Raw genomic sequence first — 19407 nt, 5'->3', positions numbered from 1 at the left:
GGAGCCATCATGCTGACGTTTTTCATCAAACGCCCGCGCTTCGCGATGGTGATTGCGCTGGTGATAACCCTGTTGGGGGCCATCGCGCTGAGAATTATTCCGGTAGAGCAGTATCCGCAGATCACGCCCCCGGTGGTGAATGTCAGTGCGTCCTGGCCGGGGGCCAGCTCGGCTGACGTGGCGGAGGCCATCGCCACACCGCTGGAGACCCAGCTTAACGGCGTGGATCACATGCTCTATATGGAGTCCACCAGTTCCGACGAGGGCACCTACAGCCTGAATATCACCTTTGCGGCGGGCACCGACCCGGATCTGGCTGCCATCGATGTGCAAAACCGCGTGGCGCAGGCCGTGGCGCAACTCCCCGCCGAGGCACAGCAAAACGGCGTACAGGTGCGCAAGCGCGCCACCAACCTGATGATGGGGGTAAGTCTTTACTCCCCGGATAACACCCACACGCCGCTGCTGGTCAGCAACTACGCCAGCACCCATGTGCGTGAGGCGCTGTCGCGTTTGCCGGGCGTGGGGCAGGTGCAGTTGTTTGGCGCACGGGACTATAGCATGCGCATCTGGCTGCGACCGGATCGCATGAACGCCCTCAACGTGACCACCGACGACGTGGCGCAGGCGCTGCGCGAGCAGAACGTGCAGGGGGCGGCCGGCCAGGTGGGCACGCCGCCGGTGTTTAACGGCCAGCAGCAGACCCTGACCATCAACGGGCTGGGGCGTTTAAATCAGGCTGAAGACTTTGCCGATATCATTATCCGCGTCGGTGAGATGGGCCAGCTGGTGCGCCTGAAAGATGTCGCCCGCATCGAACTCGGCTCGCGTAGCTACAGCGCGGGCGCACAGCTGAACGGGCATGACTCCGCCTATCTCGCCATCTACCCCACGCCGTCCGCCAACGCCCTGCGGGTGGCCGATGCGGTGCGTACGGAGCTGGAGCATCTCTCGACGCGCTTCCCGGACGACCTGGTCTACGAAGTCAAATTCGATACCACGCAGTTTGTTGCCGCGACCATCAAAGAGATTGGCGTTTCGCTGGCGTTAACCCTGCTGGCCGTGGTGGTGGTGGTCTCTCTTTTCCTGCAGAGCTGGCGCGCCACGCTGATTGTTGCGCTGGCGATCCCGGTGTCGCTGGTGGGCACGTTTGCCGTGCTCTATACGCTCGGCTACTCCGCCAACACGCTGAGCCTGTTCGCCCTTATTCTGGCGCTGACCATGGTGGTGGATGACGCCATCGTGGTGGTAGAAAGTGTTGAAACGCTGATGGCGGAAGGGCAGAGCCGCACGGCGGCGACCGCGCAGGCGCTGCGCCAGATTGCCGGGCCGGTGATTGCCACCACCTTGGTGCTGCTGGCGGTGTTTATCCCGGTGGCGCTGCTGCCGGGGATTGTCGGGGAGCTGTACCGCCAGTTTGCGGTGACGCTCTCGACCGCCGTCACGCTCTCAAGCCTTGTGGCGCTGACTCTGACGCCTGCCCTGTGCGCGATGCTGCTGCGCCCGCGCCCTGCGGCAGTCTACCGTGCCTTCAACCGCGGGCTGGATGTTACGCGCAACTTTTACATTCGAATCTTGAGCCTGTTTACCCTGCGCCCGTGGCTGGCGCTGCTGGCAACCGCAGGCGCTGCCGTCGTGGTGGCATTCAGCTTTATGTCGATGCCAAAAGGCTTCCTGCCGCAGGAGGATCAGGGCTACTTCTTTGCCAGCGTTCAGTTACCGGAGTCGGCCTCGCTGGAACGCACCGAAGCGGTGATGGCGACGGCCCGGGCGCTGATTGCACAACATCCGGCGGTGGAAGATGTGATTCAGGTCTCCGGGTTTAACATTCTCAACGGCACCAGCGCCTCCAACGGCGGGTTTATCTCCGTGATGCTAAAAGACTGGAGCGAGCGTCCAACCCTGGACGAGGTGATGGGCACGCTTCAGCGCCAGCTGCTGGCGTTGCCGGAAGCGACCATCATGACCTTCGCGCCGCCGACGCTACCGGGGCTGGGGAACGCCTCAGGTTTCGACCTGCGCATTCAGGCCCAGGCAGGACAAAGCCCGGTGGAGCTGGAGCGCGTCACCCGCCAGGTGCTGGCAAAAGCCAACCAGCATCCGCAACTGAGCCGGGTATTCACCACCTGGAGCAGCAACGTGCCACAGTTGACGCTGACCGTCGATCGCGAGCGTGCCGCCCGTCTTGATGTGCCCGTCTCTCGCATCTTCAGCAGCCTGCAGACCGCCTTTGGCGGCACGCGTGCCGGGGATTTCAGCGTCAACAACCGCGTCTACCACGTGGTCATGCAAAACGAGATGCAGTGGCGCGAGCGGGCGGAGCAAATCAGCGAGCTGTTCGTGCGCAGCAATAACGGCGAGCGGGTACGCCTGAGTAACCTCGTGACCATCACCCCCACCGTTGGCGCACCTTTCCTGCAGCAGTACAACCAGTTCCCGTCCGTGTCGGTAAGCGGTTCGGCAGCTGAAGGCGTAAGCAGCAGCACGGCGATGGCAGTGATGGGTGAGATTCTGGCGCAGAACCTGCCAACTGGATATGACTACGCCTGGAGCGGTATGTCGTATCAGGAGCAGCAGACCGGGAACCAGGCGATCTGGATTGTGCTGGCAGCGGTGGTCATGGCGTGGCTGTTTCTTGTCGCCCAGTACGAGAGCTGGACATTACCGGCAAGCGTAATGCTTTCGGTGCTGTTCGCTATCGGCGGGGCGCTGGTATGGCTGTGGGCGGCCGGTTACGCCAACGACGTGTACGTGCAGATCGGCCTGGTGTTGTTAATCGCCCTTGCCGCGAAGAACGCGATTCTGATCGTTGAGTTTGCCCGCGCGCAGCGCATGGCGGGCAGGGCGATAGTGGATGCCGCGAGGGAAGGGGCCTCCCGTCGCTTCCGGGCGGTGATGATGACCGCAGTATCGTTCATTATCGGGGTATTACCGATGATGCTGGCGACCGGGGCGGGCGCCCAGAGCCGTCGCATCATCGGCACCACGGTGTTCAGCGGCATGCTGGTCGCCACCGTGGTGGGGATAGTCTTTATCCCGGCGCTGTTTGTGCTGTTCCAGCGCCTGCGCGAGTGGGGGCACCGGCTTACGGGCTAGTGGCCCACAACTCGGCATGTTTTTGCACCAGGGAGATGAGCGAGCCACCGTCTGCGATAAAGTCCCGCATGCGCTGCGCCTCGCTCTTGCCCTGTTTGAGCATCAGGGTAATTTCCTGAATCGCACTCGATGCCCCCAGCTTCTCCGCAGACGGCGCGACTTGCTCCAGCAGCCAGGTGAGATCTTCGGCGATGGTTTTCTGCTCTCCGGTATGCACGTCCGTCAGGATCCCGTCCAGTCCGTAACGACAGGCCTGAAAACGGTTAAAACGGTACAGCAGAAAATCTTTTTCCTGATGCTTATAGGGGCGTGTGGTCAGCAGCCAGTGCGACGTGGCCTGGATCAGCCCGGCGATATTAATGGCATGGGCGAGGGTGAGCGGCGTATCCATCACCCGCACCTCCACCGTGCCAAAATGGGGGCTGGGGCGAATGTCCCAGTGCAGATCTTTAATGCTGTCGATCATGCTGGTGTGGCTCAGGCGACGGAACAGCCCTTCGAACTCCTGCCAGCTGTTGACCCACGGCATCAGGCCGTTGTCCGGGAATCCGGAGAAGATATTGAGCCGCGATGAGGCAAACTTCGTGTCGGTGCCCTGCATATAGGGTGAGCTGGCCGCCAGGGCGATAAAGTGCGGCACAAAGCGCGACAGGCCGTGCAGCAGGTAGATGGCCTCATCGCCGGTGCGACACCCCACATGGACGTGCTGGCCGAACACCGTCGCCTGCAAAATCAGATAGCCAAAGCGCTCCAGCGTCACGTTATAGCGCTCATCTTCGCACACCTGCTGACGCTGCCATTTCTGAAACGGATGGGTGCCGCCGCCGCAAATCTGAATATGGTGCTTCGCCGCTGCGCGCAAAATGCTCTGCTGCATGGCGGAGAACTGCGCTGCCACCTGGTCGATGTTGTGGCACACGCCGGTCGCGATCTCGAGCATGCTTTCGGTGATATCGTGCTTCACCTCACCAGCTTTAATGTCATTTTTCACGGCGTCGATCAGGGCAGAGGAGTCCTGGCTTAAATCGTAGCCCGGCGGGTTAACCACCTGCAGTTCGAGTTCAACGCCAAGGGTGAAAGGTTCAGAGGAATGAAAGTCGGGTAAAGGCATAGCGCACTCCGTTGTCTGTTATCAGTTGAGTATAGACAACGGGTGATATTCACCTTTTCCCCATAGCAACGAAACCCGACCGGGTTCAAAAGCTAATCATATTGACGTTTCAGCGGCCTTATCGTTATTAATATCGCCCTGATTATGAACACTACGGAGTAAGCGATGGTCTCATTTCGTCCGCTGACAGAAGATGAGTATCCTGCTTATCTTGACTATTTTATTCACGATTATGCCGATGAGATCGGGTCAAACTATGGGCTCTCTCAACCTGATTCGCTTGCCAGAGCAAAGCAGGAAATCGCCGAAATGCTTCCTGAGGGCGTGAATACGCATGGACACGTTTTATGCTCTCTTGTTGCGCCGATAGATCAGACCAACAGGCAGGTCGGTTATCTCTGGTACAAACCCGATACGATGATGCGTTCAGTGTTTATCTATGATTTTCATATTTTCACAGCCTGTCAGGGGCAGGGGCTGGGTAAACAGACTCTTCGCGATTTGGAAGCGCATCTGCGCGAGCAGGGTTTCAAGGAGATCAGACTGCGTGTGGCAGGTGATAATGCTCGTGCCCGGCACCTCTACGAGACCAGCGGTTTTGGGGTTACGGGCGTCAACATGAGCAAGTCTATTGTGGGTCTCGCGGAAAAAAGGACCTGAGGATGCTATTATCCAGGCAGCAACCGACATCCTGAGGATAACGCATGAGCAACGACGTACCGATTAAATATTATGACATCGTGGATGAGTACACGACGGAAGCCGCAACGCCGGTGAGCGAAGCAGAACGCGATCCCCTGGCGCTCTATTTCCAGCTGTTGATCACCCGTCTGATGAATAACGAAGAGATCAGCGAAGAGGCGCAGACCGAGATGGCAGTCGAAGCGGGTATCGACACGAAGCGCATCGATGATATCGCCAATTTCCTCAATCAGTGGGGTAATGAGTAGTTCCTGCATGAAAGGCATAGTCTGTGCAGGCGTTGTGCTTTACACTGCGCGCGGCAAAAATTGAGTTGGTAAACGATTAATCAGGTGGTAAAGGCGATGAACGGAACAATCACGACGTGGTTTGCAGATAAGGGTTTTGGATTTATCAAAGATGAAAACGGCGATAACCGCTATTTTCACGTGATTAAGGTCGCCAACCCTGATCTGATTAAGAAAGATGCCGCAGTGACGTTTGAACCTACCACCAACAACAAGGGTTTGTCAGCGTTTGCGGTAAAAGTCATACCGGAAAGCAAATACATCTTCCTTGATGGCGAGCGTCATAAAATTACCGCCATCAAGTCGTACCTGGTGTACCGCGAAGAAGAGCCTGCCGAAGCCCGGATTGATAAAGAAAACGGGGTGCTGACGGTGAAGAGCCTGATGGGCAATATCGCCCCGAAATCAACCGCGAAAGCCGGGGAGATGCGTTCGGTGAAAAAGCTGGCGATCACCACTTTCTCGGGCAGAACGTTCATCTTCTCAGAAGATGAGATCGACATCGATGCCACGGTGAAACAGCTGCAGAGCCTGAAGTAATCTGCCGGCTGGCGTTACCCGGCCTGAGAAAGTGCGGCCTGATGCTCTCACCCCGTGGCACTCACCGGGTGCGCGAACCCTAAAAACGGCGACCTGGTCGCCGTTTTGCTTTTACCTTCCAGCCCGCGTAAGCGCCGCAAGGCTTTGCCGCTATTTCATCCGATGTTCACCCGCGTTTAAGGCTTCGCGGTCAAAGAAACGCGCGATCGCGCCACCCGCCATTAACGCGGCCCGGTCTGACATATGGGCAATCACATCCGCGTCATGGCTAACCAACAGATAGGTCATTCCGTGCTGCTTTTTCAGGCGATTCAGCAGGTTAAGGATCTCCGCCTGCACCGACATATCCAGCGCCGAGGTGGGTTCATCCAGCAGCAGAAGCTGAGGGCGTAACAGCAGCGCCCGGGCAATCGCCACGCGCTGACGTTGTCCGCCGGAGAGCTGGTGGGGATAGCGCTTGCCCGCGTCGGCGGTCAGCCCCACCTGCTGCAGCGCCTCCGCCACCTTTTCTGCGATCTGCGTTTCACCGTGGATCTGTAACGGCTCCCCCAGGGTGCGTGACAGGGTGTGGTTCGGATGCAGCGAGGCCCAGGGGTCCTGAAAGACCATCTGCACGTTGCGCCGCAGCGCGCCGGTAAAGCGCATCCCGGGCTGGAGCCGGTCGCCCAGCACCTGAATGTTGCCGTGCCACTGGCGCTGCAGCCCGGCCAGCACCCGCAGAATGGTCGATTTTCCGCAGCCCGATTCACCAATCAGGCTGAAGGTTTCGCCTGGCTCAATCGCAAAGCTGGCCGCAGAGACCGCCGTTTTCTCACCGAAAGTCACCTGAAGCTGTTCTACATTAACGAGTGCCATGAGGTGTCTCCTTCCACGGCTGAGTGCGGTCGAGCGTCGGCAGCATCTGCCCGAAAGTGCTGGCATCAGGGCGGCAGGTCCACAGCGTCTGCGTATAGGGATGGGTGGCCTGGGAAAGCTGACTCGCCGCCATCTCATCCACCTTCTCCCCCTGATACATCACCAGCACGCGGTCGCAATGTTCCGCTACCAGCGGCAGATCGTGGCTAATCAGCAGCATCGCCATCTGGCGTTGCGCGCACTGCTCTACCAGCAGCTCAAGGATTTGATTCCGCAAGCGTGCATCAAGCGCAGAGGTCGGTTCATCGGCAATCAGCACCCGTGGGTTGTTGATAAGCGCGATGGCGATCATCACCCGCTGGCCCATACCGCCAGAGAGCTCCCCCGGATAGCGGCTCAGCACCGCGTCGGTCAGACCCACAGCGTGAATCATCTCGCGGATGCGTGCCACACGCTCCCGGCGCGGCAGCGACTGGTGCAGGGTTAATGCTTCATCCAGCTGCGCCTGCACGTTTTTCACCGGGTTGAGGGCGTAGCGCGGATCCTGAAGCACCATCGCAATCTCATTGCCGCGCAACTGTCGCCAGCCGCGTGGCGACAGGGTGGTAAGGTCGTGCCCCAGCACAGTGAGCTGTTGTGCGCTGACCCGGCCTGGCGTTCGCACCAGCCCCATCAGCGCCCGGGCGGTCATCGACTTGCCCGAGCCGGACTCCCCGACCACCGCCAGGCGTTCATTGCCCAGGGTAAAGCTGACGTTGTTGACGACCCGTGCGGCGGGATAATCAATCGTCAGGGAATCGACAATAATGCGTGGTTCAGTCATGTTGTGGCTCCAGCACGTCGCGCAGGCCGTCGCCCAGCAGATTAAAGGCCAGGCTGGCAATCAGGATCGCCCCGCCCGGAATGGCGGCAATCCACCACTGATCGAAAATGACCTGCATCCCGTCCGCGATCATCGCCCCCCATTCAGCCATCGGTGGACGCGCGCCCAGACCGAGGAAGCCCAGCCCGGCCGCTGCGAGGATAATTCCCGCCAGATCGAGCGCCAGCCGCACAATGGCCGAGGGCAGGCACAGCGGCAGAATGTGCCCCAGCAGCAGGCGAAAACCACGAATGCCCATCATCTCGGCGGCGGCCAGATAGTCGCTGTGACGCAGGCGCTGGATCTCGCTGCGCGCCTGACGAGCGTAAGCGGGCCAGGTGGTTAACGCCAGCGCCAGCGCGCCGTTAACCAGCCCCGGGCCGAGCATGGCGACAAAAGCAAAGGCGAGGATCAGCCGCGGCATCGACATCACCACGTCGGTGAAGCGCATCAGCACCCGCTCCAGCCAGCCGCCGTAGTAGCCGGACAAAATCCCCACCAGCAGGCCCGCGGGCAAGGTAATGACCGTCACTAAGGCCACCAGCCCCAGCGCCGGTCGGCTACCGTAGATCAGCCTTGAAAGCAGGTCACGCCCGTAGCTGTCGGTGCCAAGCCAGTGTTGGGCATTCGGGGATTGCAGACGGGCGGCGGCGTCCTGCCAGTTCGGATCCAGCGGAGCCAGCCACGGGGCGAACAGCGCCACCAGCAGCAGCAGGGTAATAATGATTAGCCCACAAAATGCCGCTGGCGAGCGGCGCAGACGACGCAAAAACAGATAAAACGGCATCAGCGCACCCTCGGGTCAGTGAACCGCACCAGCAGGTCGGTCAGGTTATTAATCAGCACGAAACAGACGCCGATCAGCAGCGTCCCGCCCATGATGGCGGTGGTATCCCCGGCGAACAGGGCGGTCGTGAGGTAACGACCAATCCCCGGCCACGAGAACACGGTCTCTGTTAACACCGCCCCTTCCAGCATGCTGGTGTAGGCCAGCGCAATCACGGTGAACAGGGTGCTGCGAATATTGGGCAGCACGTGGCGCAGCAGGATGGTCATTTCGCCCGCCCCTTTGGCGCGTGCCAGCAGGATGTACTCTTTATTCATCTCACTCAGGCACGCCGAGCGGGTCAGGCGGGTGATGCTCGCCAGTGAATAGTAGGCCAGGAGCAGCACCGGCAGCACCAGATGGCTGGCGGCATTTTTGAAGGCCGCCATGTCGCCGGAAAGCCAGGTGTCGATCAGCGCAAATCCGCTGCGCGGTTCGACGGTGTATTGCCAGATATCATCCAGCCGACCTGGCCCGGCGCTCCACTGCAGCTTCGCGTAGAACAGCGCCAGCATCAGCAGCCCGAGCCAGAAAATGGGCACCGAGTTACCGAGCAGGGTAAGCGTGCGGATAACCATATCGAGCGGCGAACCGGCGTACCGGGCGCACAGCACCCCCGCCATGACTCCCAGCAGTGAACCGAGAATTAACGCCAGAGTAGCCAGCTCAAGGGTCGCCGGGAAGGCGTGCAGTAGATCCTGGAGTACCGGTTGCCCGGTGGCGCTGGCGGTGCCGAGATCGCCGTGCACAAGATCAACCAGATAATGCCAGAACTGCACCGGCAGCGGCTGATCCAGCCCAAGCTGGTGGCGAACCTGATCGTAGGTGGACTGGCTGGCGTGATCGCCAACGATCTGCAAAACGCGATCGACCGGCGAGAGCGCGGAGAGCGCAAAGGTCACGAGCAAAAGCCCGAGCAGCGTGAGGAACAGGGTCAGCAGGCCCTGTAAAACGCGTGCCACGTGGGTAGAAAGAGGAGGCATGGGAAAATCGTTATTCCTGAATGAGAGCACGGACTTCCCCTCTCCCCAGGGGGAGAGGGGGAAAACTTACTTCGTTACGCGGTCGTACCAGACCATATCCGCATTCAGCCCCTGCTGATAACCCTTCACGTTATCGCGCACCACGATCTGGGTTTTGCCCTGATCGACAAACACGTACGGCGATGTGTGCTGCAGTTGCTCCTGCATCTGCTTATACAGGTCGAGGCGTTTGGCTGGATCCGGCTCGGCTACCGCCGCCAGCGTGGCTTTGTTCAGCTCCGGGATCTGCCAGCCGTTAAGCCCGGCCACGGTGCTGGATTTGCCGTCGTTCCAGGCGAAGGCGCTGGCGTTAGAGTGCGCATCAAAATAATCCGGGATCCACAGACGGATGGCGGCCTGGTGCTGTTTAGCGCGCACGCGGGCATACACCTGGCTGCCCGCAGCTGGCAGCAGATCAACCTTCACGCCGCCCTGGGCAAAGCTCGCCTGCATTGACTGGGCGATGGTGATAAACGGCGGTTTGTTCTCTACGTCCAGCGTGAAGTGGGCGTCTTTGATACCCGCTTTAGCCAGAATCTCTTTCGCTTTTGCGGGATCAAACCTGAACGGATTGTTCTCCAGCGCGCCCGGCAGGCCTACCGGCAGGAAGCTCTGGTGGACAAAATACTGGCCTTTCAGCAGATCTTTGGTAATGCCTTCATAATCCACCAGCCAGCGTGACGCTTCCCAGAAGGCCGGATTATTCAGCAGCGGGTTGGCGCTGTTCCCGGCGTTAAACACCAGGTAGTTTTGTTCCGCAGAGGGGATGCTCAAGACGCTGACGCCCGGCTTGCCGGTGAGGGCACCCACCTGGTCGGCACCGAGATCGCGGGCGACATCGGCATCACCCTGCTCAATCAGCAGGCGACGGGAGGCGGGATCCGGCACATTTTTGATAATGATGTTTTTCAGCTTCGGCGCGCCGCCCGGTGCGCTGGCGTTGGCTTCTAACACGATGGCCTGATGCGGCTGATAGACGCGCATTTTATACGCGCCGCTGCCCGCAGAGTGCATCTTCAGCCATGCGTTGCCAAGGTCATCACCCTTTACGTTCGCCGTGACTAACTTCTCGTCCACGATGGAAGCGATTGGCGTAGAGAGGATGTTCAGCGCAACGGACGGGCTGACGTCTGCCGTCCAGTGCAGCTGCAGGGTGTGGTCATCCACCTTCTTCAACTGGCTGGCGATGTTGCCCGGCTCCCAGCCCAGCACGTTAAGAATAAAGGCCGGAGACTTGTTCAGGGTGATGGCGCGGGTATACGAGAAGATGACATCTTCCGGGCGCAGCGGGTTGCCGGAGGCAAATTTCGCGTCCGGTTTTAGCTTAATGGTCAGGGTTTTTGCGGCCGCATCCGCTTCCCAGCTCTCGGCCAGAATCGGAGTTATTTTTTCCGGGTTGTCGCGGTCCGGCTGCACCAGACGTTGATACAGGCTCGGCACGGTCTGGATGCTGGAAAGCTCATTGGCTTCTGCCGGATCGAGGCTGACGATGTCATCAAGACCCTGAGCAACCACCAGCGTATCCGGTGGCGTAGCGGCATGGACGGTTGCTGACAGCGCAGCCAGCACCAATAACGGCAGTACTTTTTTTGTCATAGTGATCCCTGAACGTCTTGTTTTTGATTGTTTTATAGACCGTTACGTTAGGGGGGCGAGCTGAATTTAGGAAAGTCTTAATTCTGCTTAGCTTATTACCATAGCGCATAACGAATTATTTATGGTTATTAGTAAAGGCAGCGTTACTGTTAAGCAGGCAATCCTGTATTGTAAAAATAACAATCTATTAACAATCAAAAAGGGGTAGAGCGTGCCGGAAATTAATAGCTGGGGTCAAACCGTTAACGATCCTGTTCCCGACTGGCAAGGGGCCAGCGTATTAGAGCGTGGCGTGCTGGAAGGGCGGTTTTGTCGTCTTGAGCCGCTGGATGCGGCACAGCATGGAGTGGATCTGTTCGATGCCTATGCCCTGGGCGATGACAGCGACTGGACCTGGCTTGCCAGTAATCAGCCTGCCAGCATAGAAGCCACCGTCGACTGGTTGCAGGGCAAAGTGCAGGATGAAGCGCTGGTGCCCTTTGCGGTGATCGATCGCCACAGCGAGCGCGCCGTCGGGCTGGTCTGCTATATGGCGATTGAACAGCAGCTCGGCTCGGTGGAGATTGGTCATGTCACCTGGTCGCGGAAAATGAAAAACAGCCCGCTCGGCACCGAAGCAATATGGCTGCTGCTGAAGTATGGCTTTGAACGGGGCTACCGTCGGCTGGAGTGGAAGTGCGATTCGATGAATATTGCCTCGCGTCGTGCCGCCGAGCGGCTGGGCTTTGTCTGGGAAGGGCGGCTGCGGCAGAAACTGGTGCGCAAAGGCCGCAACCGCGACAGCGATATGCTGTCGATAATCGACAGCGAATGGCCGGAACGGGACGCAGCCATTCGCGGCTGGCTGGCAGAGGATAATTTTGATGAGAATGGGCGGCAAATCAGGCGGCTGGAGACATTTCATATTCGCCCGGAAACGGCCTGATTTTTCCGGCAATCTGAACGTATTCTGAAAAGTCTCTTTAGCTGTATTGCTCCGTCTGATTAATCGTCAGACGGGGCATTTTTATTTCTGCCTTTCTCGGGCGGCCACCCAAAGGTCAATTTTTCCTGCGATCTAAACGTTTTCTGAAAGATGATTTTGACTGGATAAATGCACAGGTAAGTGGCGGTTTTTCAGCCCGGGAGGGAGTAGTATTGCGGCGGGTGCCTGATGCTTTCTGAGCGCAGGCAGGTGTGGTGGGCCAGAAAGCAAATGCCCCGGAGATGTTTCCATCAACCGGGGCTACCACAACCAAACCTGAACAATTTGGATGGTAGCCCCTTCTTAGCAAGGAGGCAATGACATGCTTAACAAGTACGCCTTTGCGGCGATCCTGGTAATGGGTTTAACCGTGCTGGGGGTCACGTTTCTGGTTCGCGAGACATTGTGCGAGCTGAGCTTTAAGGAGCGTGACTGGGAAGTGAAAGCTGTTCTCGCTTACGAAACGAAGAAGTAGCGGTATGCGGGGAGCAATCCCCGCCTATCCGGTTGTCGGTTTGGTTCGGGCACCCGTTTTTTTGCCCCGTCTGGTGTATCGCCAGGCGGGGCATTTTTATTTCTGCCTTTCTCGGGCGGCCACCCAAAGGTCAATTTTTCCTGCGATCTAAACGTTTTCTGAAAGATGATTTTGGCTGGATAAATGCACAGGTAAGTGGCGCTTTTTCAGTCCGGGAGGGAGTAGTATTGCGGCGGGTGCCTGATGCTTTCTGAGCGCAGGCAGGTGTGGTGGGCCAGAAAGCAAATGCCCCGGAGATGTTTCCATCAACCGGGGCTACCACAACCAAACCTAAGCAATTTGGATGGTAGCCCCTTCTTAGCAAGGAGGCAATGACATGCTTAACAAGTACGCCTTTGCGGCGATCCTGGTAATGGGGTTAACCGTGCTGGGGGTCACGTTTCTGGTTCGCGAGACATTGTGCGAGCTGAGCTTTAAGGAGCGTGACTGGGAAGTGAAAGCTGTTCTCGCTTACGAAACGAAGAAGTAGCGGTATGCGGGGAGTAATCCCCGCCTATCCGGTTGCTGGTTTGGTACAGGCACCCGTTTTTTTGCCCCGTCTGACTTACAGCCAGGCGGGGCATTTTTACGTCCGTACCCGCTCAACCGTCTCCTGCCAGGCTTGCCAGCGGGTCTGTAGTCGGGCGTGGCGCGCCATATCCGGGGTAAAAGTGACATGCTCCGGCAGATACTGTCGCAGCTGCGCGGTAGTCAGGTTAAACAGCGCCTTACGGGCCAGCAGGGCGGCCCCCATGGCTGAGAGTTCCGGCACGTCGCTGCGCATCACCGGGCAGCCAAGCAGATCCGCCTGGTACTGCATCAGCCAGTCGTTTTTCGTTGGCCCGCCGTCAACCATCAGCGCGTTCAGCGTAAAGCCCGGATGGACGCGCATCGCCTGCACCACGTCAGCAATCTGATAGGCAATTGCCTCCAGCGCCGCACGGATCAGGTGCGCCCGCTTCACGCCCCGGCTCAGGCCGTGGATCATGCCGCGTGCGTTTTCATCCCACCAGGGTGCCCCAAGGCCAGTAAGCGCTGGCACAAAATAGACGCCAAGCGTGGAATCCACCGAGCGGGGCAGGGTGTTCAGCTCATGGATCAGCTCTGCCTGCGACAGCTCACTTAAGCCGGTGCTGTCTGCCATCCATGCCACCGCATCGCCGGTGTGCGGGATATTGCCCTCCAGCCCGTAGACCAGGGTCTCGCCGTCATGCCACGCCACGGTGGTGGCCAGCGCGCTGACATCGCAGAGCGCGGAGGAGACCGGTGCCATCACCGACGACCCGGTGCCGTAGGTTGCTTTCACGCAGCCTTCAGCGCCCAGCCCGTGGGCAAACAGCGCGGCGTGGGAATCACCGATCATCGCCATCACCGGCAGTCCGTCAGGGATCGACGGGCAACCGCGGGTATAACCAAACAGTCCGCTGGAAGGTTTGATATCAGGCAGCGCCGCACGCGGGATGCCAAACAGCGCCAGCATCTCCGGGTCCCAGTCGGCGGTATGCAGGTTCATCAGCTGAGTGCGGGCGGCGTTAGCGTGGTCGCAGCTGAAGGACTGACCCTGCGTCAACTGCCACAGCAGCCAGCTGTCTACGGTGCCCAGGCAGATTTCACCCCGGGCGGCGCGCTGTGCGCCGTCGGGCGTGTTATCCAGCAGCCAGCGCATTTTGGAGCCTGAAAACAGCGGCGCGATAGGCAGGCCCGTTGCCGCCTTGATGCGCGGCCCGTGACCCTGTTCCCGCAGCTCATGACAAAAGGCCGCGGTGCGGGAACACTGCCAGCTGAGCGCAGGCGCAATGGGCTGGCCGGTTGCCCGATCCCAGCCCACCACGGTTTCGCGCTGGTTGCTGATTGCCAGCGCGGCAACGCGATCTGCCCCAACGGAGGCAATCGTCCGGGCGACTACCTCGAAAGAGGCCGCTACCAGCAGTTCGGCGGATTGTTCTACCCAGCCTTCGTGCGGGGTCTGAATCGCCAGCGCCTGGGAGAAGCTCGCCACGACGTGCCCCTTTGCGTCCAGCGCCACCGCTTTCGCATTGGTGGTGCCCTCATCGAGGGCAATAATAATGTCCTTGTTCACCGACATAGCGGCCTCCTGCCTTAACGATGAAGATAGGTTGAGACGCCAAGGTAGCGGGTGAAGGCTTCATGCAGGATCTCCGCGCTGGCGGAGTGGTTCATCGCCACGTGATGTTCAAAGCCGTTGCGGCAGATCCAGTTCAGCAGGTTTTCCAGATGTGGAACCTGAATCACCGCCCGGCAGCCCACCGTATCCAGCGGATCGTCTACCGACTGGCCCTGGCCTACATAGGCTTTGATTTCCCCGGTGAGATCGTCGGTGCTCAGGCGGAAGTAGGTGAGCGGGCCGCTTTTCAGACGACCGTGGACCGCGCCGCAGGTGTTCTCTTTCCCCACCGTGGTGCCGATGATGTCGGCGGTGCCCATGTGTGGCGATTCCAGGCTGGAGGCGGCGAAGTTACCGCAGTGGAACAGGACACATTTGTCGCGATCGTCGCCGAAGTTGTTGTTCCAGTCGGCAATCGAGGCGGGATTCATATTGCTGCTCGCCAGAGCGTACATGGAGAGCGCGCCCATCACGTCCACTTCGCAGGCGCTCGGCATCAGCTGGCCGGACATTACGCTCATGATCGAGCAGACGTTAATGCCGAGGTTCTCCTGCAGGGAGGTCCAGCACTGGATAGCGGTAGTGTCGATGTCGTTAGCGACCACCCACTCGCTGATCACCACAAACAGCTTCGCCATGGTCACCAGCTTGTCAGCCGGAATGCGGCTGGCGTCGGCGTTGTCGATCAGGATCCGGCGTTTTTCATCCACGCGGATATCGTCATCGCGCAGGGTTTTAATGCGGGTGAACACTTCAGACAGGTCGAGGGTTTCCACGGCAATGCCGAGGCGTTCCAGCAGCTTCTCGCTGTAGCGCACGGTGTTAAAGCCTGCCGGACGGGCACCGATGGCCCCCACGCGCACCCCTCGCATGCTGCTTACCACACGGCACACCTGCTCGAAACGCTTCAGATCCTGCTCAAACACCTCCCCGGTCAGGGCGCAAACATGCTGGGAGGTGAGGGTAAAGGGAATGCCGTACTGGCGCAGGTTGTTGCACAGGGAGATCTTGCCGCAGAAGCTGTCGCGGCGGGTCGCCAGCCCCATCTTGTCGAGATTGTCTTCCTCGGCCTGTACCAGCACCGGCACGTTCAGGCCGGAGAGACGCAGGGTTTCCGCCACCGCTTTTTCATCACCAAAGTTAGGCAGCAGCACCACCACACCGTGAATACGATCGCGATGGGCACGAAACAGCTCGGCGCAGACTTTCGCATCCTGACGGGTTTCGACGCCGCCCAGTTCGGTCTGGCTGGGATCGAGCATCACGATGTTGATCCCCAGGCGGCCAAACAGGGCGATTGCCTGCTCGCGCGCTTCTGCCACCAGATAGCTCGGGAAAAACCCGCGGTTGCCGATGATCACGCCCATTGTGAGTTGTTGAGGAATTCGGGACATTGCTTTTTTCTCCAGTAAGATGTTGTTGTTATTTTCAGCAAAGTTGTCGCGTCAGCATTTCCCGGGCGTGTTTCACCACCCCCGCGACATCAATCTCGTGGCGTGCCCGCGTTGACGCTCTGTCGGCGGCAATCGCGTATTGTCCATCCGGGATCCCCAGCCGTTTCAGCGGCACGGCGCATCCGGCTTCGGCCAGCACTTCCGCCACCAGGCTGCCGACGCCGCCGTTGACGTTATGCTCCTCGACGCTCACCACCGCCTTGCAGGATCGCATGGCTGCCAGTAACTGTTGGGTATCACAGGGACGAATAGATGGAACGCTGATAACAGTGGCGTCAATACCTTCTTCCGCGAGTTGTGCGGCGGCTTCCACTATTTCATGTACGGTGGAACCCATTGCCACCAGCGCCACATCCTGACCCACACGCAGAACGTCAATCTTGCCCGGGGCAAACTGGTAGTTTTCGTCATGCAGCTCCGGCAGGTTTTTCCCGTCCAGACGGATATAGACCGGCCCCACGTGGTCGAGGGCGTAGTCAATGATCTGGCGGCATTCGTTCGGGCTGGAGGGGGCGTAAATTTCGATATTGCCGAAGCCGCGCATAATGGCGATATCGTCGATGCTGTGGTGGGTGCTGGCGAGCGGGCCGTAGCTGGCACCCGCGTTCAGACCGAACAGCTTCACGTTGGTGTTGTTGTAGCAGATATCGACTTTGATCTGCTCGTTAGCGCGGGAGATCAAAAACGGCGCGGCGTTACAGGTGACGGCGATCTTGCCGCCAATCGCCAGCCCGGCTGCGGCACCGACCAGCGTCTGCTCGGCGATGCCGACGTTCACCAGGCGGCCCGGAAAACGCTGCATAAACGGGGCGATTTTTGCCGTGGAGGTGGAGTCTGCCACCACCGGGACCAGGTCCACGCCGCGATCGACGGCATCAATAAAGGCATTAACCATCACCGTGGCGAGGTGTTCGCTATTACTCATCTTTCAGTTCCTCCAGCGCCAGTTCAATTTCTTCCCCTTTCGGCACGCGGTGGTGCCATTCAGGCCGTCCCTGAATAAACGAGATCCCCGCGCCTTTGGTGGTATGGGCGATCACGACATGCGGTTTGCCGTTGGGCGTCAGGCCTTCAAGCGTGGCGACCACATCCGCCATGTCATTACCGTTACAGCCGGTGACCTCCAGGCCAAAGGCTTTCCACTTCGCATCCAGCGGATCGGTATTGAGGATCTCTTTGGTGGAGCCAGCCAGTTGCAGGTTGTTTTTGTCGTTGATAATAAACAGGTTATCCAGCTGGTAATGGGCAGCCACCAGCGCGGCTTCCCAGTTGCTGCCTTCCGCCAGTTCACCGTCGCCGGTCACCACAAACACCCGGCGTTTGCTGTTGTTGCGTTTCGCGGCCAGCGCGATCCCCACCGCCACCGGCAGGCCATGCCCCAGTGCGCCGGTGTTCAGCTCAATACCGGGGGTTTTGTGTTTGACCGGGTGGCCAGGCAGGTGAGAGTCGGCATGCTGATAGGTGGACAGCCACTCGACCGGGATAAACCCGGCCTCGGCCAGCACGCAGTAATAGCCGCCCACCGCGTGGCCTTTCGACTGGATGTAGATATCGCGTTCATCGCTGTCCTTCAGCTGCGGGGAGCAGTTCAGAATGCGGAAGTAGAGGGCGGTGAGCAGTTCAACCTGCGAAAGATCGGCGCCAGTATGGCCGCCCGCCGGGCTTTCGGCATTCAGCACGATGATCCGGCGACGTATCGAGCGCGCCCGGGATTCAAGCTCCGCGATGGAGAGCGAAAACGGATTCATAACATACCTCCTGAATTTATAATCTATTGTGAATAATTATTCCAGCCGGGTGCGTTATTTCCCTGTTCTCTTTGTCACAGCAGGGAGTTATGACCGCTTTGAATATATATTCAATGCTGATTTATTATTCATGTTATGTAAGATATGCCTTGCCCCGGGGTTTGTCTACGCTTTGAGCGGGCAAATTTCGAAGAAAGGAGAAAAGGATCACATTTGCCCGTGAGATCGTACCGGCGCTTGCTTGTTAAATATTCAGTGATGAATAAAAATAACGGCAGCCGATTAAGGGGAACGTTATGTCGAAGCAGGATGAACAGCGATTACTGGTCAAGATCGCCACACTGTATTACAGCGAGAATAAAAAGCAGTCCGAGATTGCCTCGCTGCTGCATCTCTCGCAATCTTTTGTGTCGCGGGCGCTGACGCGCTGCCAGAAAGAGGGGCTGGTAAAAATTACCGTCGTCCAGCCCACCAACATTTTTGTCTCGCTGGAAAAGGCGCTGGAAGAGCAGTACGGCATCCGGCAGGCCATCGTGGTGGACGTGGGGGAGAACCCCTCCAACGCTCAGATTAAACACGCCATCGGCAGCGCGGCGGCGCACTATGTTGAAACCCGCCTGCGCCCGGAAGACCTGGTGGGGATCTCCTCCTGGAGCAGCACTATCCGCTGCATGGTGGATGAGATGCACCCGCAGAATATCCGTGCCGCCGGGGTGATCCAGCTGCTCGGTGGAGTAGGGCCGAATGGCAACGTGCAGGCGACCATCCTCACCCAGCAGCTGGCGGCGCACCTCGGTTGCCCGGCGTGGCTGCTGCCGTCGCAAAGTATTGAGCATTCGGTTGAAGAGCGTGCGCGCCTGGTGAGCAGCCCGGACGTGGCGGGCGTCGTGAGCAAATTCGCGGAAGTGGATGTGGCGATTGTCGGCATCGGCGAGCTGGAGCCTTCGCAGTTGCTGAAAAACTCCGGTAACTACTACAACGAGGACATGCTCAAACTGCTGGCCGAACGCGGGGCGGTAGGGGATATCTGCCTGCATTATTACGACGCCAACGGCGAGCCGGTCCTGAGCCCGGAAGAGGATCCGGTCATCGGGATGGAGCTGGCGCAGATCCGCGCCTGCCCGCAGGTGATTGCTCTGGCTGGTGGCGCCGAAAAAGGCAATGCCATCCGCGGGGCGCTGGAGGGGAACTACATCAATGTGTTAATCACCGACTACCCGACGGCGCGCAGTTTATTGAAAGAGGCGTAAGTCACCTGAGAGCGGTACGGCCTGATGCCTTTGTCCAGGCTCTCACACACAGGGCGGTGGGATCCACAGTAATTTTATTGCCCTTAAAGCAATGAAATAATCACAATATTTTAAAAGACTTACAGCGACTTCCCTGTCCGGCTGAAAATCGCCGAAGCGTTTCCGGAAGGCCGGGGCGAGGCGCAGGGACGCGCCGAGAGGGCATAGCCTGCATGGATGCAGGCTGGTGCCCGACCCGAAAGCCTGAAGGAATAAGCTGAGGGTACCGCGAAGCGGCGATTTTCTTTGCCGGGAGCCGGGGTAGCCAGGGGGGAGGCGGCGAGCCCCCCTGGCACGTTCACGGGTGATGCGGCTGAAAGAGAAGTGCAGAACGTAAAGTGAACGGAACCACCACCTGAGTCGCATGTTCCCCTCACCCCAGCCCTCTCCCCAAAGAGGAGAGGGGGCCGACCGTG

Annotated in this window: 18 protein-coding genes; 8 read left to right on the top strand and 10 right to left on the bottom strand. The window is 59.1% G+C overall.

Going from position 1 to position 19407, the window contains the following annotated elements:
* Positions 1 to 9 precede the first annotated feature (9 nt).
* Positions 10 to 3096 (top strand): efflux RND transporter permease subunit, encoded by a 3087-nt coding sequence (locus ACF8PE_RS05155; RefSeq protein WP_032616945.1) that lies wholly within the window; start codon positions 10 to 12, stop codon positions 3094 to 3096.
* Here ACF8PE_RS05155 and ACF8PE_RS05150 read toward each other — a convergent pair.
* Positions 3086 to 4207 carry a YbdK family carboxylate-amine ligase gene (locus ACF8PE_RS05150; protein ID WP_032616946.1) on the bottom strand — a complete coding sequence of 374 codons (1122 nt, stop codon included), beginning with the start codon at positions 4205 to 4207 and terminating at the stop codon, positions 3086 to 3088. The two genes, ACF8PE_RS05155 and ACF8PE_RS05150, sit on opposite strands and share 11 nt — an antisense overlap.
* Positions 4208 to 4372: 165 nt before the next feature.
* Between ACF8PE_RS05150 and ACF8PE_RS05145 the strand changes: the two genes are divergently transcribed.
* The 3 genes from ACF8PE_RS05145 (at position 4373) to ACF8PE_RS05135 (ending at position 5736) form a co-directional block, all read left to right on the top strand.
* Positions 4373 to 4867 (top strand): GNAT family N-acetyltransferase, encoded by a 495-nt coding sequence (locus ACF8PE_RS05145; protein WP_032616947.1) that lies wholly within the window; start codon positions 4373 to 4375, stop codon positions 4865 to 4867.
* Positions 4868 to 4911: 44 nt separating this feature from the next.
* On the top strand, positions 4912 to 5157 hold the full coding sequence (locus tag ACF8PE_RS05140) for a YmjA family protein (protein ID WP_032616948.1): 246 nt from the start codon (positions 4912 to 4914) through the stop codon (positions 5155 to 5157).
* 96 nt (positions 5158 to 5253) lie between these two features.
* The gene (locus ACF8PE_RS05135; RefSeq protein WP_032616949.1) at positions 5254 to 5736 is read left to right on the top strand and encodes a cold-shock protein; all 483 of its coding nucleotides are present in this window, start codon (positions 5254 to 5256) and stop codon (positions 5734 to 5736) included.
* Between the two features lie 150 nt (positions 5737 to 5886).
* Here the strand turns inward: ACF8PE_RS05135 and ACF8PE_RS05130 are convergent, their stop codons facing one another.
* From ACF8PE_RS05130 to ACF8PE_RS05110, 5 genes are all read right to left on the bottom strand, one after another.
* Positions 5887 to 6591 carry an ABC transporter ATP-binding protein gene (locus tag ACF8PE_RS05130; RefSeq protein ID WP_392494659.1) on the bottom strand — a complete coding sequence of 235 codons (705 nt, stop codon included), beginning with the start codon at positions 6589 to 6591 and terminating at the stop codon, positions 5887 to 5889.
* The gene (locus tag ACF8PE_RS05125) at positions 6578 to 7414 is read right to left on the bottom strand and encodes an ABC transporter ATP-binding protein (RefSeq protein ID WP_130589196.1); all 837 of its coding nucleotides are present in this window, start codon (positions 7412 to 7414) and stop codon (positions 6578 to 6580) included. The genes ACF8PE_RS05130 and ACF8PE_RS05125 overlap by 14 nt, the downstream gene beginning before the upstream one ends.
* Positions 7407 to 8240 carry an ABC transporter permease gene (locus ACF8PE_RS05120; protein ID WP_032616952.1) on the bottom strand — a complete coding sequence of 278 codons (834 nt, stop codon included), beginning with the start codon at positions 8238 to 8240 and terminating at the stop codon, positions 7407 to 7409. Before ACF8PE_RS05120 ends, ACF8PE_RS05125 begins: the two co-directional genes overlap by 8 nt.
* On the bottom strand, positions 8240 to 9262 hold the full coding sequence (locus ACF8PE_RS05115) for an ABC transporter permease (RefSeq protein ID WP_032616953.1): 1023 nt from the start codon (positions 9260 to 9262) through the stop codon (positions 8240 to 8242). Before ACF8PE_RS05115 ends, ACF8PE_RS05120 begins: the two co-directional genes overlap by 1 nt.
* Before the next feature lie 66 nt (positions 9263 to 9328).
* A complete protein-coding gene (locus ACF8PE_RS05110; RefSeq protein ID WP_155166417.1) occupies positions 9329 to 10897 on the bottom strand; it encodes an ABC transporter substrate-binding protein in 1569 nt (522 codons plus the stop codon).
* 211 nt (positions 10898 to 11108) lie between these two features.
* On the opposite strand from ACF8PE_RS05110, the gene ACF8PE_RS05105 reads away from it, so the two are divergent.
* The 3 genes from ACF8PE_RS05105 to ACF8PE_RS05095 all read left to right on the top strand — a co-directional run bounded on the left by ACF8PE_RS05105 (position 11109) and on the right by ACF8PE_RS05095 (position 12865).
* Positions 11109 to 11822 (top strand): GNAT family N-acetyltransferase, encoded by a 714-nt coding sequence (locus ACF8PE_RS05105; protein ID WP_392494658.1) that lies wholly within the window; start codon positions 11109 to 11111, stop codon positions 11820 to 11822.
* A 361-nt stretch (positions 11823 to 12183) separates the two neighbouring features.
* Positions 12184 to 12336 (top strand): Hok/Gef family protein, encoded by a 153-nt coding sequence (locus ACF8PE_RS05100; protein ID WP_032616956.1) that lies wholly within the window; start codon positions 12184 to 12186, stop codon positions 12334 to 12336.
* 376 nt (positions 12337 to 12712) lie between these two features.
* A complete protein-coding gene (locus ACF8PE_RS05095; protein WP_032616956.1) occupies positions 12713 to 12865 on the top strand; it encodes a Hok/Gef family protein in 153 nt (50 codons plus the stop codon).
* A 96-nt stretch (positions 12866 to 12961) separates the two neighbouring features.
* Here the strand turns inward: ACF8PE_RS05095 and ACF8PE_RS05090 are convergent, their stop codons facing one another.
* The 4 genes from ACF8PE_RS05090 to ACF8PE_RS05075 are packed head-to-tail and all read right to left on the bottom strand — an operon-like array spanning position 12962 to position 17702.
* Positions 12962 to 14461: an FGGY family carbohydrate kinase gene (locus ACF8PE_RS05090; RefSeq protein ID WP_234548746.1), complete on the bottom strand. Its 1500-nt coding sequence runs from the start codon at positions 14459 to 14461 to the stop codon at positions 12962 to 12964.
* Between the two features lie 14 nt (positions 14462 to 14475).
* The gene (locus ACF8PE_RS05085; protein WP_392494657.1) at positions 14476 to 15894 is read right to left on the bottom strand and encodes an L-fucose/L-arabinose isomerase family protein; all 1419 of its coding nucleotides are present in this window, start codon (positions 15892 to 15894) and stop codon (positions 14476 to 14478) included.
* 34 nt (positions 15895 to 15928) lie between these two features.
* Positions 15929 to 16879 (bottom strand): transketolase family protein, encoded by a 951-nt coding sequence (locus ACF8PE_RS05080; RefSeq protein ID WP_032616965.1) that lies wholly within the window; start codon positions 16877 to 16879, stop codon positions 15929 to 15931.
* A complete protein-coding gene (locus tag ACF8PE_RS05075) occupies positions 16872 to 17702 on the bottom strand; it encodes a transketolase (RefSeq protein WP_032616966.1) in 831 nt (276 codons plus the stop codon). Before ACF8PE_RS05075 ends, ACF8PE_RS05080 begins: the two co-directional genes overlap by 8 nt.
* A gap of 296 nt (positions 17703 to 17998) precedes the next feature.
* On the opposite strand from ACF8PE_RS05075, the gene ACF8PE_RS05070 reads away from it, so the two are divergent.
* Positions 17999 to 18952, top strand: coding sequence for a sugar-binding transcriptional regulator (locus ACF8PE_RS05070; RefSeq protein WP_032616967.1), 954 nt, complete (start codon positions 17999 to 18001; stop codon positions 18950 to 18952).
* Positions 18953 to 19407: the final 455 nt, after the last annotated feature.

Origin of the sequence: Leclercia sp. GLN_9 (genome assembly GCF_043105735.1) — a bacterium.
Lineage (GTDB): Bacteria > Pseudomonadota > Gammaproteobacteria > Enterobacterales > Enterobacteriaceae > Enterobacter > Enterobacter adecarboxylatus.
Note: the sequence above shows the minus strand (reverse complement) of the source record. Positions and strands in the feature narration are given on the sequence as shown.

Bases quoted from the DNA above. Each gene is read 5' to 3' on its own strand.
- ACF8PE_RS05155 (WP_032616945.1), top strand. From the start codon at position 10: ATGCTGACGTTTTTCATCAAACGCCCGCGCTTCGCGATGGTGATTGCG.
- ACF8PE_RS05150 (WP_032616946.1), bottom strand. From the start codon at position 4,207: ATGCCTTTACCCGACTTTCATTCCTCTGAACCTTTCACCCTTGGCGTT.
- ACF8PE_RS05145 (WP_032616947.1), top strand. From the start codon at position 4,373: ATGGTCTCATTTCGTCCGCTGACAGAAGATGAGTATCCTGCTTATCTT.
- ACF8PE_RS05140 (WP_032616948.1), top strand. From the start codon at position 4,912: ATGAGCAACGACGTACCGATTAAATATTATGACATCGTGGATGAGTAC.
- ACF8PE_RS05135 (WP_032616949.1), top strand. From the start codon at position 5,254: ATGAACGGAACAATCACGACGTGGTTTGCAGATAAGGGTTTTGGATTT.
- ACF8PE_RS05130 (WP_392494659.1), bottom strand. From the start codon at position 6,591: ATGGCACTCGTTAATGTAGAACAGCTTCAGGTGACTTTCGGTGAGAAA.
- ACF8PE_RS05125 (WP_130589196.1), bottom strand. From the start codon at position 7,414: ATGACTGAACCACGCATTATTGTCGATTCCCTGACGATTGATTATCCC.
- ACF8PE_RS05120 (WP_032616952.1), bottom strand. From the start codon at position 8,240: ATGCCGTTTTATCTGTTTTTGCGTCGTCTGCGCCGCTCGCCAGCGGCA.
- ACF8PE_RS05115 (WP_032616953.1), bottom strand. From the start codon at position 9,262: ATGCCTCCTCTTTCTACCCACGTGGCACGCGTTTTACAGGGCCTGCTG.
- ACF8PE_RS05110 (WP_155166417.1), bottom strand. From the start codon at position 10,897: ATGACAAAAAAAGTACTGCCGTTATTGGTGCTGGCTGCGCTGTCAGCA.
- ACF8PE_RS05100 (WP_032616956.1), top strand. From the start codon at position 12,184: ATGCTTAACAAGTACGCCTTTGCGGCGATCCTGGTAATGGGTTTAACC.
- ACF8PE_RS05095 (WP_032616956.1), top strand. From the start codon at position 12,713: ATGCTTAACAAGTACGCCTTTGCGGCGATCCTGGTAATGGGGTTAACC.
- ACF8PE_RS05090 (WP_234548746.1), bottom strand. From the start codon at position 14,461: ATGTCGGTGAACAAGGACATTATTATTGCCCTCGATGAGGGCACCACC.
- ACF8PE_RS05085 (WP_392494657.1), bottom strand. From the start codon at position 15,894: ATGTCCCGAATTCCTCAACAACTCACAATGGGCGTGATCATCGGCAAC.
- ACF8PE_RS05080 (WP_032616965.1), bottom strand. From the start codon at position 16,879: ATGAGTAATAGCGAACACCTCGCCACGGTGATGGTTAATGCCTTTATT.
- ACF8PE_RS05075 (WP_032616966.1), bottom strand. From the start codon at position 17,702: ATGAATCCGTTTTCGCTCTCCATCGCGGAGCTTGAATCCCGGGCGCGC.
- ACF8PE_RS05070 (WP_032616967.1), top strand. From the start codon at position 17,999: ATGTCGAAGCAGGATGAACAGCGATTACTGGTCAAGATCGCCACACTG.